Origin of the sequence: Planococcus sp. CAU13 (assembly GCF_000775575.1) — a bacterium.
Taxonomy (GTDB): Bacteria; Bacillota; Bacilli; order Bacillales_A; family Planococcaceae; genus Planococcus.
Map to the genome: position 1 here is coordinate 1 of NZ_JRGN01000255.1, position 15,601 is coordinate 15,601.

Here is a 15,601-nt window from a genome sequence, read left to right on the forward strand (position 1 = left end):
TAGCTTCGAGACATTAAAAGATATGCAGCGTAATGATTAGAAAAGAATATGCTTTCTCGACAAAAAAAGCTGCATCCGGCAAATGCCCGGTGCAGCTTTTTTGTTAATTGGCTTATGCCAATAATTCGTCAACCGATTTGTACTCGGCTCCCTGATCGTCTGCCACCGCTTTATAAGTGATGTAGCCTTCAAGTGTATTGACGCCTTTTTTCAGCGCTTCATTTTCAAGAATCGCTTTTTTATAACCTTTATTGGCAATTTGAACTGCATAAGGAACTGTTACGTTCGTCAATCCGATAGTTGACGTGCGCGGCACTGCCCCTGGCATATTCGCTACTGCATAATGAACGACGCCATGTTTGATGTAAGTCGGTTCGTCATGTGTGGTGATACGGTCGCTTGTTTCGAAAATTCCGCCCTGATCGATTGCGATATCGACAACAACTGAACCTGGTTTCATTGATTTGATCATGTCTTCAGTTACCAGTTTCGGCGCTTTGGCACCTGGAATCAACACGGCACCCACTACAAGATCCGAATTTCGGACTGATTGCGCAATGTTCAATGGGTTTGAAATAAGCGTCTGCACATCACGGCCGAACAAATCGTCCAATTGGCGAAGACGGTCAGGGTTCAAGTCAAGAATTGTAACATCCGCTCCCATTCCGACCGCAACTTTCGCAGCATTTGTTCCTGCTACTCCGCCGCCGATCACTGTAACTTTACCGCGTGACACTCCTGGAATTCCACCAATCAGTATTCCTCCGCCCCCGTGGATCTTCTCAAGGAACTGCGCACCGATTTGAGTGGACATCTTGCCGGCAACTTCACTCATCGGAGTCAATAAAGGCAATGTGTTGTTCGGCAGCTGTACAGTTTCATAGGCAATTCCGACAACTTTCGCTTCCAGCATCGCTTTTGTCAATTCCGGTTCCGGTGCAAGGTGCAGATACGTGAACAGGATCATGCCCTCACGGAAATAGCCGTATTCAGTTGAAACCGGCTCTTTGACCTTCATGATCATTTCCTGATTCCATGCTTCCTCTGCTGTATTAACTATATGTGCTCCGGCAGATGTGTAGTCTTCATCTGAAAATCCAGATCCAAGGCCTGCTCCCGACTGGATGAAAACTTCGTGGCCGTATAAAGATAAATTGACAACACCAGCTGGCGTCATCGCTACCCGGTTTTCATTATTCTTAACTTCTGTTGGAACTCCAATACGCATGGTGAAACCCTCCATTAATCAATTAATAGTAAATATAGATTAGAAAATAATTAATTTTCAAAGCAAATCCATTCTAACAGATATTTACGCATATTGCCCAATTTGAATGTAAATATCCAGAAAATCATAAAAGTATTTATACAGATTTCTATGCAGTCATTGAAAAGTGAAATCTTAAACTGTTATCGCTTACAATTTATACTAATATAATTGTTAAAATTCACAGTCAGAGATTTGAATATGCAGGTTGATTTTCTCTCCATTCGTGAAGCTGTCACAATTATCCTTGATTCTTTTCTTAAAAAAGAAGGAGCTTGCACTCTATTTATCGAATTTCATAGATAGAACAGGAGGAATGCGCTTATGACATTGAAATACAAACAAATTTTGGTGGCAGTGGACGGTTCCAAAGAAGCGGAATGGGCATTCAGGAAATCTGTGGGCATCGCGACGCGCAATAATGCGACGCTGAATCTTGTCAATATCATTGACACAAGATCTTTTGCAGCCATAGAGGCCTATGACCGCTCCATCGCAGACAGAGCTCAGAAATTTGCGGAAGACCTTCTTATGGATTACAAAAAAGACGCCATGGCAGCAGGCGTCCAGAATGTCAACATCCTGGTGGAGTACGGTTCTCCCAAAACAATGATTTCCCGTGAGCTCGCCAAAAAAGCTGAAGCGGATTTGATCATCTGCGGCGCTACCGGCTTGAATGCAGTAGAACGTTTCCTGATCGGCAGTGTGTCTGAACACATCGTCCGTTCCGCAACGTGCGACGTGCTTGTCGTCCGCACGGATGATGCGCCGGAAGAGTTGATGGCAAGAGTCGATGATATCCAGAATCCATCGGTTTAAGTCATCAGCCAGAAAGAAAAAATGCCTTTTCCGTTTCCGGAAAAGGCATTTTTTTATGTGAGCGGTTCAGTAAGTTCGTAGCCGCACGACAGGATAGCCGTTTCCGCCAATACAATCAATGAATCCAGATAAAAATCAGGCAGGTTCATGTCCTTTTTGACAATGGACAGCTCTGTGCAGCCGAGTATGATGCGGTCGCATCCCTGATCTTCCATATACTTCACGATCTCCTGCCAGGTTTTCCTGTCCGCATCTTTGCCGGCTTTGACATTATCGTAAATGATCGACATGACTTTTTCCTGAATTTCATCGTTTGGCAGCACTGGTTCAAGCCCAAATTCATCCGCCGCCCGCTGATAGACTTTCGATGTAACGGTTCCGGTCGTTGCAAGGATGCCGACTTTTTCCGCCTGTTGTTCCGCTGCCCGTTTCATCGTTTCCCGGATCATGTGAATGACCTGAACCGGTGATCCCTGCTGAAGCTCTTCATAAAAGGTATGGGCTGTATTGCAGGGGATGATGATAAGTTCCGCACCGGCCGCAGTAAGCCTTTCCATGTCCGATATCATGACAGGGACCGGGTCCTCCTGAGACTTGCCTAAAATGAACGCGGTACGGTCAGGTATGCGGGTATTGTTTGTGATGATCGAATTGACGTGATCCTGATCTTTTGCAGCTTTTGTGCGGCGCACGATCATTTCGCCGATAAACATAGTCGCAAGGGGTCCTACGCCCCCCACAATGCCAAGTGTCTTCTTCTCCATAGCTTACGACAAACCTTTATTATTGAAGTATTTTTTGTATTTACGGTGGTAATTCAAATTGTTCAGGGAAAGTTTTATCCATCGCTTAGGATTAAAATCTTTTTTGTAGAATAATGAATTAGTGACTTTGCCTTCTTTGATCAAGCGTTTCGCTTCTTTTTTCAGCACTTCATTCTGTGCATATTTAAACAGCACTTTCTTCGGAATGATCAGCCAGAGATGCTTGTCTTTTGCATAAACAAGCTGCTGGGGCTTATTGAAGATGTGGTCGTCTGCCACATATTTCATCAGGTTATGCCCGCTCGCAGTTACATAATAACTGCTGCGGCCGTTGCGTAGGTTGATTTCAAACAGTTTATAGGAATCATCGCGCGCATCGTATTTCATGTCGAAGTTGGCAAACCCGGTATAGCCGATGTCTTCAAGGAAGAAACGCACTTTGTCGAGAAGCTTTTGATCAAATGTGTTGATGATTGCGGCATAGCTGCCGATCCCTTCCGGTGAATGCTCTTCGAGAATCGGATTCCCGAGAGCCATCAATTTCACTTTGCCGTCTTTGCCGACATACGCGTTCAACACCCGCATGAATGAGTCATCGCCCGGAATGAATTCCTGGATCGTCAGATTATCCTTGTAGGGAGAACTGTAGATCGCTTCAAGAATCGCATCTTTTTCCGCTGGATCATGTGCGACAAAAACTTTCTTTTTGCCCGGAAATGAAACATTCCAGTAAGCAACTGAATTGGATGCTTTGATGATGATCGGATAGGTGAAATTCGGCGAGAATTCTTTATAGTTTTCAAACGTGCATAAATCCGTGCGTGGATAGCTGAATCCATACTGCTCGCAGATATTATAAAAATTCTCTTTCAGCACAAGGCGGTTCATCAGTTTTTCGTCGATATAAGGAACTTCGAAATAAGGCGTGAGTCTGTCTTTATTCCGTATGATGAGTTTTGCGTAATCGTCGCCGCAGGCAAGAAGCAAAAGTTTCTGCCCTTTGTTTTCTTCCGCCTCTTTCAGCATTGCCGGCAGAAATGTTTTTTCCTCATTCAAATCTTCGATCACTTTAAAATGAAGGATATCACTGTTCTGGGTAGCGGACAGGTTTGATCTTCCAAGAACAAGCGGCTTGATGCCGTATGCTTCATAAAAAGACCTGGCCATGCCGTATGCGTTCATATCCGACCCCAGAAGGATGGGTAAAAACGTGGTTTCCTTAGTAGATGAAGTCAAGTTTATCAGCTCTCTTTTTAAGTTATTATAGTGTAAGTCTATCACAATCCGGGACACCGTCATGAAATCGGGGCATTCCCTATCTGAATGAAACTGCTGTTACAGTGAATAATTATAGCATTTTCACCCTGCTTAATAGAAATCTCAGCCTGAAAATGTGAGAAATTCCTCAGAAAAAGAAAAAAACAGACCCTTTTGGTCTGTTTTTCGCTGTGTCCATTCTCCCGCGGACGCTTTTCTTTGCTTACACACCCATCTTGCGGCGGGTATTGTTCACTTTTTTCGTTTGCTGGCTCTTCATTTTCTTGGTTTCAAGCGATGCGTTGCCACCGCCTTTTTTGTCTGCGGCCTGGTTCTTTTTCGCTTCAAGCTGGCGCTTTACAGCTTCCTGCAAACTCACTTTTTTCGGTGCGTCATTGGATTCACTCATGGGTCATCCCTCTTTTCGATTGGTCTGGTAAACTGTTTCTGCTGAATCCATTATAGCATATTTTCACCAATTCATTCCTTATTTTCTTTAAACCAATTATTGACCTGAACGAAAAACTTCGCCATGGAATCGGGTTTCGACATATTAGGCACTCTCGCCAACAGCACTTCCCTTGGTGCTTTTAAGCCTTCTTTTTTCTTTTGCAGCACAAGGATTCCCTTTGCATGAGTGGAATTTTTAAAAAGAGTATCCGGCAATTCCATGACGGCCTGGATATGGGCAGTCTTCTTCAAATAATTATGCAATTGACTGGCCAGAGGCGATTCAAACAGCGCTTTCGGTACGATGAAAAAGAGGTAGCCGCCTTCCGCTGTATGCTTCAACGACTGTTCAATGAATAAATGGTGGGCGTATGACATGCCTTCTTCCGCTTTTAATTCGTAAGTCGCTGCATTTTCATCGTTCGGATAATAACCCACCGGCAAATCAGAAACCACTGCATCAACCGGATCGATCAATAAAGGCTGTAAAGCATCCTGCAGGTATAAAGTGATCGGCTGCTGCACTAGGTTGCCGATATTCGAAGCGAGCCTGATCAATAGATCATCGATTTCCACGCCGGCGCCCATTAATTTGCCGTCCAGGTAATTCATGATGGTCAACAAAAGGTTTCCTGTTCCGACAGCAGGGTCAAGTATGGTCGCCTGTTCTTTTTTCACAAAAAGTTCCACGAGATAACCCATCAGCAAACCGAGGGCATCCGGTGTCATTTGGTGGTGCGGCTGGATATGTTCTTTCATGCCCTTTAGAACTGCCAGCTGAATCGCTTTTCGGATATCTTCCTTGCCGGCCTCTTCAGCAGGCTGAATCAAGCCGTCCAGCCAGTTTTCAGTGGTCGTCAATAAACTTTCCAGATAGGATGTATCCTGTTCTTTCTGGGTTTCAACAGTATACTGATCAATAAAATTAAATACATTTTCCATTGCTGAATTCATGATTTCGCCATCCTCATAAAGAGAACCCACTCGATTGAGTGGGTTTCAACTATTATTTTGTCAATTCTTTTAGTGTTTCGTCTTTATTTATCCTGCCTTCATCATACTAAAAGGCCCGGTCTTCTTGCAACCCCGGCTCCTCGCGGTGGATTTTCTGCATCATGCTTCGTTTCCGGAAAGATTCTTCATGTACAACGGTGGTATCCGCAAAGTAATCGTGGACGCCCTGTTTCAATGGCGTAAAACCGACGATGAAATAAAGTGGCAGAACCGTCACTGAAATGAGCCTGCCAATCCATTCACGGAACAGCAGGGTGCCCCAGTCAAGATGGTCTTTCTTCAATGATACAACTTTAATCGCGAAAATCATTTTCCCGACTGTCTGGCTGAAGAATTTCGTCATCAGGACGAAATAAGCATAGAACAGAATGGCCGACAGGATCGCAAATGGCGCATACCAGGAATCCGTGGAAGTTTCAATGCCAAGAAGTGCAAACACGGGTTTAAACAGAATCGAAGTCACACCTGAAATCAGCAGCAGGTCTATCAGGTATGCCCAGAATCGTATCCAGAATCCTGCGGGTTTACGTTCATAGAACTGCACTTCTTCATATTGCCGGCTGCCGGGGCGAGTGGTTTCTGCATCACTGGCTGGCGGTTGTTTCTGAATCGTCAAGTCTTCCATGATCGCCCCTCCTTATTTTTCACCATAAAGATACATCATGCGCGGTGAACTGTATTCCGTCATCAGTTTCGTCAATAATTGCGTTTCAAGATCATTTCCGAACAGTGAACCGACTTTTACTGCAAATAATGAACCCCAGCTCTGCGACAGGCCATATTCAATCACCTGGGCATTTTCCAGGCCAAAATCGTTGCGGAGCCCTTCTATAACATCTTCTTCATAGCCAATATCATCTGCCAGGTTCGCTTCCACTGCCTGGCGCCCATTCATGATGCGGCCGTCGGCAACAGCCCGCACTTCTTCTTCAGGCATATCACGGCCTTCCACTATGATGTCAACGAATCCTTCATAGGAATCGTTCAGCATTTCCTGCATCAAGGCCATTTCCTCTTCGGTCATTTCTCTTGTCGGACTCATGATGTCTTTATAGGGGCCGGATTTGATTGTTACAAAATCGATGCCAAGCCGTTCCGCAAGTTCACCATAATTCACGCTTTGCATGATGACACCGATGGATCCTGTCAAAGTTTCCCTGTGAACAAAAATCTTATCGGCAGGGGCCGCAATATAATATCCGCCTGAAGCCGCCATGGCTCCCATCGATACATAGAACGGCTTGCCTGTTTCTTCCTGGATCTCGGTGATTTCATCGTAGATCTCAGCTGACTCAACTACCCCGCCTCCCGGTGAGTTGACTGTCAGCATAACCGCTTTGACTGTGTCATCTGCTTTTACCTGTTCAAGCTGTTCCATGAACAATTGATGGTTATATCCCGCAGCTCCGAAAAGTGGAGATGCCTGTCCAGTATCCTGGATGGCTCCATCCACTTTCAGAACCGCAATACGGGAATTGGCGCTGCCATCCTGTATAATGTTTTCTTCAAACTGGGAAGCCTCCACCGCCATCAATTCATCAAAACTGCTGGCGAAATCGGACTGGAACATCGAGAATACCGAATTTACGAGTAAAGATATCACCAGTACAGCGGCAGCAATAACCAGTGCTATCCATCTTTTTGTGTTCATCTGTAATTTCCTCCTTTATTTCTTCTGTCTCTCTAATACGATCCAGCTGTAAAAATGTTTCATAGTTTTTTAGTATAGACGACCGGTTCCTGCACTTTTTCCCTGCGGATCTTTCTGGCTTCCGACACTTTGGATGCGGTAAACAGCATCAGAGCCACCCAGATAAATGAAAACGAAATCAGACTGATCCGGTTGAATTCCTCCCCGTAAACCGCCACTCCGATAATCAGCATCATCGTCGGTGCAATATATTGAAGGAACCCGATCATATACATGGGAATCAGCGGTGCTCCGGTTGCAAATAAAAACAGCGGGAGAGCTGTGACTGCTCCGCTCAGGATCAGCAGCCAGTCGGTGCCGGCATCAATTGTTGTAAATGCGGCTCTGTCGATTGCAAACAGATAAATATAAAATGCAGCGGCTACCGGCAGGACAAACAAAGTTTCCAGTGCCAGTCCGCGCAGCGCATTCAATTTGATCGTCTTTTTGATCAGGCCGTAAAAAGCGAAACTGAACGCCATCCCCAAAGCCATCCACGGGAACACGCCGTAAGAAACGGTCAGAATTCCTACACCGATGGCCGCCAGAACAAAGGCAACTTTAATGGCCGGCGTCAGCTTCTCCTTCAAAAAGAAAACACCCAGCAGCATTGAAACAAGCGGGTTGATATAATAGGCCATGCTCGTTTCCACGATCCGGTCGTTTGTGACCGCAAAAATGTAAAGAAACCAGTTCAGCGTAATCAAATAGGAAGCCAGCATCAGCGTGAAAAAAGCTTTTTTTGATTGCCACAGCGTCTTAAGATCGCTCCAAAGATTTTTTCGGCCTCCGATCAGGAAGATGACCAGCAACGTTGTCCAGAATGCCCAAAAAATTCGTGCCGTCAGTATTTCGTCACTTGGTACATGCCCGAGCTGTTTCCAATAAATCGGAAGCACTCCCCATAGTGCATAGGTCAATATCGTATAAAGTATTCCTTTTTTCTCATCTGTCATTGTATTCTGCTCACCATTCTCCGGTTATTTTGCCAATCGAAATATCATTTAATTATAGGCTTCTTCAAGGCGTTAGGCAATAATAAAAGCAGCCGAAAAAAACGGCTGCTTTCTTATGATTTATTTATTCATTTCCTTTTGGCGCAATTCGACGCGCCGGATTTTGCCGGATGCAGTTTTCGGAAGTTGATCCAGAAATTCAATGGATCGTGGATATTTATAAGGCGCGGTCAGTCCTTTGACATGCTCCTGCAATTGCTTCACAAGTTCATCTGAAGGATCTGCATCTTCAACAAGCACGACGAACGCTTTTACCACAGTGCCGCGGATTTCATCCGGTGAACCGACAACCGCACATTCCTGCACGAGCGGATGTTTCACCAAAGCGTCTTCCACTTCAAACGGCCCGATCGTATAACCGGAAGAAATAATGATATCGTCACCGCGGCCTTCGAACCAAAAATAACCGTCATCATCTTTTGAAGCTTTATCGCCCGTCACATAATAATCACCGCGATATTGCATTTTCGTCCGTTCATCATCCTTCAGATACCCTTTGAATAAAGCAGGCGTTTCTGCGTGGACGGCGATATCTCCGACTTCTCCGGCTTTACATGGTTTGCCGAATTCGTCGATGATCTCGACTTTATTGCCGGGCGTCGGCTTGCCCATCGATCCGATGCGGATTTCCATCCCTTTCATTACGCCGACCAGCAGCGTGTTTTCTGTCTGGCCGTATCCGTCTCTTACTTCAAGATCGAAATGCTGCTTGAAGACGTTGATGACTTCCGCGTTCAAAGGTTCCCCTGCGGACACCGCACTGTGAAGTGAGGACAAATCAAAATCGGCCAGATTTTTCTGCTTCGCCATCAGCCGGTATTCGGTCGGTGTGCAGCATAAAACATTAATCCTTTTCGATTCCAGAATGTGCAAATATGTTTCGGGTTCAAATTTCCCGTTATAGACATAACCTGTCGCACCGCTGCCGAGTGTGGCAAGGAACGGGCTCCAGATCCATTTTTGCCAGCCGGGACTTGCCGTTGCCCAGACCAGATCGCCTTCTTTTGCACCGAGCCAGTGCTCAGCAGATGTCCGGAGATGTGCGTAAGCCCACCCGTGGCTATGTATGGCTCCTTTCGGATTGCCGGTCGTGCCTGAAGTATAGGACAGAAATGCCATATCGTCATTGCGCGTCGCAGCTTTTTCGAATTGGTCCGATGCCCGCTCCATTTCTTCCGTCAGGGAAATCCACGAACTGTCCGCCTGGCCGATCGCCAGTTTTATTGTATTTGCCATTTCAGGAACTTCTGTGAACTGGTCCATGAACTGTTCATAGGCAATCACCGCTTTTGCTCCGCTGTGGCTCAAACGGTAGGAAATATCTTTTGCACGAAGCATTTCTGAACTCGGAATCACAGTAAGCCCCGCTTTCAGCGCCCCGATATAAACCACATACGCTTCAATCAGCCGAGGCACCATGACCAGCACGACATCCCCTTGAACCAGACCAGCTTTCATGAAACTGTTGGCTGTTTTATTGGCCTTTGCCATCAATTCGTCGTAAGTGACGCTTTTTGAATCACCTTTGTCATTTTCCCAGACAAGCGCCATTTTTCCTTCTCCGGTTGCAAATTTTTCAATTTCGTCCACTAGATTATACTCTTCCGGTGCCAGTAACTCTTCTCGATTCATGTGGAACCCTCCCTTGAACTGTTTGCTGAATTCCTTTTTATTGTATCGCAATAATTTCAGTATTCAAAATAATTCTATAAAAGAAGAAAAAAACCGCCTAGAGGCGGTTTCACAATAAATCTTCGAATTCATCTTTCTTGGGTCTCGGGAATTTGATGATTTCCCGATTATCGACAGCTTCCTGAATCAATTCATCGAACGACACGAACTGTTCATAATACTCGACTTTATCAAGCTTCGGTTTCGTTTTCGGATTTGCCGGCGTGAAAATAGTGCAGCAATCTTCGTAAGGCCGGATCGATATATCGTGTGTTCCGATTTCCATCGCTGTATCAATGATTTCCAGTTTATCCGCGGCAATCAAAGGACGAAGAACCGGTGTAGCGGTGACCGCGTTTATGGCATACAGGCTCTCAAGTGTCTGGCTCGCCACTTGTCCCAGGCTTTCTCCGGTGATGATCGCTTTGCAGTCGGTTTGTTCCAGCACTTTATCCGCCACGCGCATCATCATGCGACGGGTTGAAGTCATCGTGATATTATCCGGCACCTGTTTATGGACTTCCTGCTGTAGTTTTGTGAACGGAATGATGTGCAGATTGACAGATGAACCAAACTGGCTGAGTTTATCCGCAAGATCCAGGACTTTCTCTTTTGCACGCTCATTCGTGAATGGCGGGCTGAAAAAATGGATCAGCTCCAGCCTGACGCCGCGTTTCAGCATATGATATCCGGCAACCGGGCTGTCCAGTCCGCCTGACAGCATCAAGAGGGCTTTGCCGCCGGCGCCGATTGGCAGTCCGCCGGCACCAGAGATAACCTGTGCAGTCATATAGGCGGCTTTTTCCCGGATTTCCACTTTCAATTCGATGTCCGGATCCTTCATCTGCACGGACAATCCTGAATAAGTGCTGAGAACGGATGATCCGATGGCCTGCAGAATTTCCGGTTTTTGCATGCCGAACTCCTTGTTGGCCCGTCTGACGGAAACTTTAAAGCTTTTGCCTTCTGTATCCATTTTGCCGATCAGCGCAATGGCTGCCGTCTGCATCGCTTCAATGGACAGCTCAGTTTCAGTGACCGGGCTGAATGACTGGATGCCGAATACTTTCGGCAGACGGGCTATCACCTGCTCCATGTCTTCTTCATTGTCCGAGTTGATGAACATCCGGTCCCGCTCCGCTTTGATCTGAAGTTTCCCGAGGTCACTGAATGTATGGCGGATATTGTCACGCAGACGTCCGATGAACGAACTTCTGTTTTTGCCTTTTGTTGAAAGTTCTCCGTAACGGATGAGGATCTGATTTGTTTTCATTTTTTAAACTCCTTTGATGATTGCATGTACCTTTTGGAATGCGTTTTGAAACGCAATAATATCCTGTTCTGTGGTATCCGCTCCGAAACTGAGGCGGATCACACCCGTTTGATAGGAGGCGGGTACCCCCATCGCTTTGATGACATGACTCATTTCTGTATTTTTCGATGAACAGGCGCTTGAAGTCGATACGATGATCGATTCTTCCTGAAGCGCTGACACCAAAATTTCACCTTTGACGCCTTTCATCGAAATTGAAAGAATATGCGTGGCAGCGGAACCCGGGCTGATGATCCTGACATCATCAAACCGGCTGAAATATTCCCGCAGCTTTTTATTCCACTGTGCACATTCGGCATTGGGCTGAGCGAGCCGCAAAGCTTTCGCTAAGGCGGCCGCATGCGGTACCGAAACAGTGCCGCTGCGATAGCCGAATTCCTGGCCGCCGCCAAGCATGACCGCTTCCGGCTGTATGTCATTAAAAGCCAGAACGCCGCTTCCTTTCATGCCATGCAGTTTATGTGCCGACACTGTCAGCAGATCGGGCATGGATTCAGGATCAAGGGGAATTTTCCCTGTGCCCTGAACAGCATCTGTATGAAGAAATGTACGGGTTCCTTTTAATATTTCTTTGATTTCAGAGACTGGATTTACTGCACCGGTCTCATTGTTCACATGCATCAATGTCACAAGAATCGTATCGCTTCTCAAACTGTCCTTCAAGTGATTTAAATCGATTGCACCGTTTTTATCCACCGGCAGACGGGTGATTTCAAAACCATCGTCTTCCAGCCTGTCCAGGCATTTCATAACAGAAGCATGTTCAGTCACGGACGAAATGATATGGCGACCGCGGTGCGCATAGGCGCGTGCAGTTCCAAGAATCGCCAAATTATTCGCTTCTGTTCCGCCAGATGTAAAAACGACCTGTTCCATCTGTAAGATTTGGGCAATTTGCCTGCGCGCTGATTCGAGCAGGTTTTCCGCATCATTTCCGAGCCGGTGAAGTGAAGCCGGATTTCCGAAATACGTTTCACTCGCTTTTATAAAGGTTTCCAAAACTTCTTTTTTAGGTTTGGTCGTTGCGCTGTTATCCAGATAAATCATGGGTTCACCTCCGAAAAGAAAACCACCAGCGCGAGAGCTGGTGGTTTCAAATTTTAATGGATTACTTACAAGCCCTCCAGCGCTTGTCGGGGCTTAACGGGCGCCGTCGCATTTCTTATACTTTCCATGCACTTTCCTTCGAAAGCACTTCAATCCGTTTCATCGATCCCGGCTCGAAGTTTTCAACTGCAGTGGCAGCTTCTTCAAGTGCTTTAGAATAACGGAGCTGGCGGAAAGATTCCTCAGCTTCCATCAATTTATGGTTCATTTGCGGGTTGGTTTTGCGGTAACGGTTGCCGTATTGGATAATGCGCTCGATCAATTGGACATTCTCAATCATCTCGATCGACTTTTCCTCCACTTCTTCTATCGACCGTTCAGCCTTCACCAGATAATTATCGACAAGCTTCATATTCAACGGGACTTCCTGCAGCCCCTGCATTGCGACAAACAGATTTTCTTCCGCTTCTTCCAGCCGGATATCCATTTCTTCCGGGATGCCCGGTGTATTGGCTTTATGAAGCATTCTGTCGGTTTCCTGCAGTTTCCGTTTCAGAATATCAAGTCTTGCACGCGCTTTATGTTCATCAGTCCGCAGGCTTTTCAGCGATTCCGAAAAATCAGCCCGCGTCGTATCGATCTTTTCGAGTTCGGAACGGATTTCACTTAACTCCTGGTGAAGACTGGAATAGGCAGATTGATCTTCTTCCGTTCTGGACTGAAGCAAATCAAATCGTTTTTGCAGATCTTCCAGCGTTTCAAGGCAGGATTTCGGGATTTTCGCTTCCTGTTCCGGTATTTTATAGCTCTGCTGGACTACCGCACATTCGTCGGACATTTCACGTGTTTCCAATGTGATTTTTTCGAGCATGGCAGCTGTTGCATTTTTATGCTGGTCCACGTAATGCCTGGATTCCACTTCTTTTTCCAAGAGCTCATAAAAAGAATCCACTTTTTCTTTCATTTCCTCTACAGCAGCTTTGGGTTCATCAATATCGAGACGGCTCACCTGTTCTTTTGCAGCAGCGAGCTCTTCTTCCATTGCGTCCAGCTGTTTCGAAATTTCCAGATGTTCCAGGTAATACCCTTGAGATTCCATCTCCCGGATGCCGCTTCGCAGTTCATTGATATAGGAAGGGATCTTGGTTTGGATGTCTGCAAGCAATGGCGGAATCACTTCAATCAACCGGAAGGTGGTTTGGCCTTCGCCTGACAGGCCAATGACGATTTCGCGCGCTTTCAAGTAATTGCCCTGGGCAGTCAAATCATCATATTCCTCAAACTGTGGAGTGAACGTTTCCAGCTTTTTCTCGAGCGGAACGGCTGCCGCTCCGTAGGAATACTGATGCGCGAGCAGGCTTTTGCGTGCCTGTCTGTATTGATCCCGCAGAAGATCCATTTCACTGCGGTTTTTTTCATCGCTGCCGATCAGTTCTTCCAGTTCGATAAGTATATCATTCATCTGCCGGTCAACCTGGTCGATTTTCTCTTCAGCATTTTTCTCGGAAGTGGAAGCTTTTTTGAAATTGAAGCGGTCCACTGCATCTTCTGCATCAAAGAGCATGCCATCGATATTCGGAATATGTATATCCATCACTTCAGTCCAGACAGCTCGCCAGCGTTCAAACATCTCTTCTGTCTGGCCGTTCATGTTCAATTGTTTCACTTTCGTCAATTCTTCCAAAATCGGTTTGTTTTGTATTTGCAGTTTTAACTGTTCCAAGCGTTCAATTTCCGCGTGATGCTTCTTGCGAAACATAAAGCCAACGATAATTACCGCTAATAGAATAATGACCGCAATGATGATATACTCCACCATAAGTCATATAGCCCCCTGTTCAAAATCACTTTTCCAGCTCTATGTAATTTAAATTCTAGATTCTCCTATTTTAACATGTTATGACCTGTAATGTTCGCCAATTTCTAATAAAAGAGAGAAAAATTTTCATTTCGTATGAAAGGAAGACGATTGATGAAAAGAGATGCGCACATCCATTCCCCTTATTGTCCGCATGGCACGAAAGATTCGTTGAATGCTTATGTTGAAAAGGCTTTGGAATCAGGATTCACAGATATCAGTTTTACGGAACACGCTCCCCTCCCGTTTTCGTTTGAAGATACGACACCTGAAAAAGACAGTGGCATGGATCTGAAAACTTTATCGGCATATCTTGAAGCGGTCAGCGAAGTAAAAGACCGGTATAAAAAAGATATACGGATCCGAACCGGACTCGAAGTCGACTTCATCGAAGGCTATGAAGAAGAAACGCGCAAATTCCTTGATGTCTTCGGACCGATGCTTGACGACTCCATCCTTTCTGTCCACTTTCTGAAGCTAAACGGCGCATATCATTGCATTGATTTCAGCAAAGAAGTATTTGCAGAAGCTGCCCGCATCACAGGCTCTGTTTCAGACCTCTATAACTGTTATTACGATACCGTTGAAGCATCTGTTTCAGCGGACCTCGGACCCTTTAAACCAAAACGCATCGGCCATCCGACGCTGATTCACAAATTCCAGCTGGACCACGGCGAAGCCATCGAAGACCGCTTGCGAATTGAAAAGCTGTTCCTCCTGATTGCCGCCGGTGGCTGTGAAATCGATTTGAACAGCGCCGGCCTGTCGAAACCCGGCTGCCGTGAACCATACCCGCCGGAGGCCTATCTGCCTTATGCAAAATCCCTTGGCATCCCGCTGGTGTTCGGCTCCGATGCGCACAGTGTCGAAGGCTTGCATAAACATCACGAAAAATTCTATAATAATTCTACTATACCAATGAAATGAGGGTCCCCATGTTTACTCAAACCGATTACAGCGGAACGCGCGCTGAACAGTACTCGATGCTCGGCAAGCAGCTTGATGCGCTGCTCACCGGCGAAACAAATAGAATCGCGAACTTAAGCAACGCAGCTGCATTGCTCAATCAATTTCTTGAACGCATCAACTGGGCCGGTTTCTATTTGATGGAAGACGGCGAACTGGTACTTGGTCCTTTCCAGGGACTGCCTGCATGCGTCCGCATCCAGGTGGGTCGCGGCGTCTGCGGAACTGCAGTAGCCGAAAAGAAAACGATGCTTGTCGAAGATGTCCATGCTTTTCCTGGCCACATCGCCTGTGACGCGGCGTCCCGTTCTGAAATTGTCGTTCCGCTTATCAAAGATGGCGAAGTGATCGGCGTTTTAGACATCGACAGCCCGGAACTCAGCCGCTTCACCGAAGAAGACCAGCAGGGCCTTGAAGCTTTCACTGAAATTTTAATGAGCCATTTATAA

At 46.1% G+C, this 15,601-nt stretch carries 15 protein-coding genes; 3 read left to right on the top strand and 12 right to left on the bottom strand.

The window, feature by feature from the left end; translation table 11 throughout:
• Positions 1–112 precede the first annotated feature (112 nt).
• Positions 113–1,228 (bottom strand): alanine dehydrogenase, encoded by a 1,116-nt coding sequence (ald, locus tag KW93_RS12155; protein WP_033543293.1) that lies wholly within the window; start codon positions 1,226–1,228, stop codon positions 113–115.
• A gap of 363 nt (positions 1,229–1,591) precedes the next feature.
• On the opposite strand from ald, the gene KW93_RS12160 reads away from it, so the two are divergent.
• On the top strand, positions 1,592–2,086 hold the full coding sequence (locus KW93_RS12160) for a universal stress protein (RefSeq protein ID WP_033543294.1): 495 nt from the start codon (positions 1,592–1,594) through the stop codon (positions 2,084–2,086).
• A 53-nt stretch (positions 2,087–2,139) separates the two neighbouring features.
• Here KW93_RS12160 and KW93_RS12165 read toward each other — a convergent pair whose 3' ends face one another.
• The 11 genes from KW93_RS12165 to ezrA all read right to left on the bottom strand — a co-directional run bounded on the left by KW93_RS12165 (position 2,140) and on the right by ezrA (position 14,147).
• Positions 2,140–2,850, bottom strand: a complete 711-nt coding sequence (locus KW93_RS12165; protein WP_033543295.1) for an aspartate/glutamate racemase family protein — start codon at positions 2,848–2,850, stop codon at positions 2,140–2,142.
• A 3-nt stretch (positions 2,851–2,853) separates the two neighbouring features.
• A complete protein-coding gene (locus KW93_RS12170) occupies positions 2,854–4,032 on the bottom strand; it encodes a carboxylate--amine ligase (protein WP_052131605.1) in 1,179 nt (392 codons plus the stop codon).
• Between the two features lie 298 nt (positions 4,033–4,330).
• Positions 4,331–4,516, bottom strand: coding sequence for a hypothetical protein (locus tag KW93_RS12175; protein ID WP_033543297.1), 186 nt, complete (start codon positions 4,514–4,516; stop codon positions 4,331–4,333).
• A 71-nt stretch (positions 4,517–4,587) separates the two neighbouring features.
• Positions 4,588–5,511 carry a class I SAM-dependent methyltransferase gene (locus tag KW93_RS12180; RefSeq protein WP_200883342.1) on the bottom strand — a complete coding sequence of 308 codons (924 nt, stop codon included), beginning with the start codon at positions 5,509–5,511 and terminating at the stop codon, positions 4,588–4,590.
• A 106-nt stretch (positions 5,512–5,617) separates the two neighbouring features.
• Positions 5,618–6,196, bottom strand: coding sequence for an RDD family protein (locus tag KW93_RS12185; RefSeq protein WP_052131606.1), 579 nt, complete (start codon positions 6,194–6,196; stop codon positions 5,618–5,620).
• Positions 6,197–6,208: 12 nt separating this feature from the next.
• Positions 6,209–7,222, bottom strand: coding sequence for a signal peptide peptidase SppA (gene sppA, locus KW93_RS12190; RefSeq protein ID WP_033543298.1), 1,014 nt, complete (start codon positions 7,220–7,222; stop codon positions 6,209–6,211).
• A 59-nt stretch (positions 7,223–7,281) separates the two neighbouring features.
• Positions 7,282–8,217, bottom strand: a complete 936-nt coding sequence (gene rarD / locus KW93_RS12195) for an EamA family transporter RarD (RefSeq protein ID WP_033543299.1) — start codon at positions 8,215–8,217, stop codon at positions 7,282–7,284.
• Between the two features lie 120 nt (positions 8,218–8,337).
• Positions 8,338–9,909: an acyl-CoA synthetase MbcS gene (gene mbcS / locus KW93_RS12200; protein ID WP_033543300.1), complete on the bottom strand. Its 1,572-nt coding sequence runs from the start codon at positions 9,907–9,909 to the stop codon at positions 8,338–8,340.
• A 109-nt stretch (positions 9,910–10,018) separates the two neighbouring features.
• Positions 10,019–11,221 (bottom strand): tRNA uracil 4-sulfurtransferase ThiI, encoded by a 1,203-nt coding sequence (gene thiI, locus KW93_RS12205; RefSeq protein ID WP_033543301.1) that lies wholly within the window; start codon positions 11,219–11,221, stop codon positions 10,019–10,021.
• Positions 11,222–11,224: 3 nt separating this feature from the next.
• On the bottom strand, positions 11,225–12,328 hold the full coding sequence (locus KW93_RS12210) for a cysteine desulfurase family protein (RefSeq protein WP_033543302.1): 1,104 nt from the start codon (positions 12,326–12,328) through the stop codon (positions 11,225–11,227).
• A 115-nt stretch (positions 12,329–12,443) separates the two neighbouring features.
• Positions 12,444–14,147 (bottom strand): septation ring formation regulator EzrA, encoded by a 1,704-nt coding sequence (gene ezrA / locus KW93_RS12215; protein ID WP_033543303.1) that lies wholly within the window; start codon positions 14,145–14,147, stop codon positions 12,444–12,446.
• A gap of 153 nt (positions 14,148–14,300) precedes the next feature.
• Between ezrA and hisJ the strand changes: the two genes are divergently transcribed.
• Both hisJ and KW93_RS12225 read left to right on the top strand, forming a co-directional pair.
• Positions 14,301–15,113, top strand: coding sequence for a histidinol-phosphatase HisJ (gene hisJ, locus KW93_RS12220; RefSeq protein ID WP_033543304.1), 813 nt, complete (start codon positions 14,301–14,303; stop codon positions 15,111–15,113).
• A gap of 8 nt (positions 15,114–15,121) precedes the next feature.
• The gene (locus tag KW93_RS12225) at positions 15,122–15,601 is read left to right on the top strand and encodes a GAF domain-containing protein (RefSeq protein ID WP_033543305.1); all 480 of its coding nucleotides are present in this window, start codon (positions 15,122–15,124) and stop codon (positions 15,599–15,601) included.

Excerpts from the sequence above, each read along its gene's own strand:
- ald (WP_033543293.1), bottom strand. The coding sequence starts at position 1,228 with ATGCGTATTGGAGTTCCAACAGAAGTTAAGAATAATGAAAACCGGGTA.
- KW93_RS12160 (WP_033543294.1), top strand. The coding sequence starts at position 1,592 with ATGACATTGAAATACAAACAAATTTTGGTGGCAGTGGACGGTTCCAAA.
- KW93_RS12165 (WP_033543295.1), bottom strand. The coding sequence starts at position 2,850 with ATGGAGAAGAAGACACTTGGCATTGTGGGGGGCGTAGGACCCCTTGCG.
- KW93_RS12170 (WP_052131605.1), bottom strand. The coding sequence starts at position 4,032 with ATGAACGCATACGGCATGGCCAGGTCTTTTTATGAAGCATACGGCATC.
- KW93_RS12175 (WP_033543297.1), bottom strand. The coding sequence starts at position 4,516 with ATGAGTGAATCCAATGACGCACCGAAAAAAGTGAGTTTGCAGGAAGCT.
- KW93_RS12180 (WP_200883342.1), bottom strand. The coding sequence starts at position 5,511 with ATGAATTCAGCAATGGAAAATGTATTTAATTTTATTGATCAGTATACT.
- KW93_RS12185 (WP_052131606.1), bottom strand. The coding sequence starts at position 6,196 with ATGGAAGACTTGACGATTCAGAAACAACCGCCAGCCAGTGATGCAGAA.
- sppA (WP_033543298.1), bottom strand. The coding sequence starts at position 7,222 with ATGAACACAAAAAGATGGATAGCACTGGTTATTGCTGCCGCTGTACTG.
- rarD (WP_033543299.1), bottom strand. The coding sequence starts at position 8,217 with ATGACAGATGAGAAAAAAGGAATACTTTATACGATATTGACCTATGCA.
- mbcS (WP_033543300.1), bottom strand. The coding sequence starts at position 9,909 with ATGAATCGAGAAGAGTTACTGGCACCGGAAGAGTATAATCTAGTGGAC.
- thiI (WP_033543301.1), bottom strand. The coding sequence starts at position 11,221 with ATGAAAACAAATCAGATCCTCATCCGTTACGGAGAACTTTCAACAAAA.
- KW93_RS12210 (WP_033543302.1), bottom strand. The coding sequence starts at position 12,328 with ATGATTTATCTGGATAACAGCGCAACGACCAAACCTAAAAAAGAAGTT.
- ezrA (WP_033543303.1), bottom strand. The coding sequence starts at position 14,147 with ATGGTGGAGTATATCATCATTGCGGTCATTATTCTATTAGCGGTAATT.
- hisJ (WP_033543304.1), top strand. The coding sequence starts at position 14,301 with ATGAAAAGAGATGCGCACATCCATTCCCCTTATTGTCCGCATGGCACG.
- KW93_RS12225 (WP_033543305.1), top strand. The coding sequence starts at position 15,122 with ATGTTTACTCAAACCGATTACAGCGGAACGCGCGCTGAACAGTACTCG.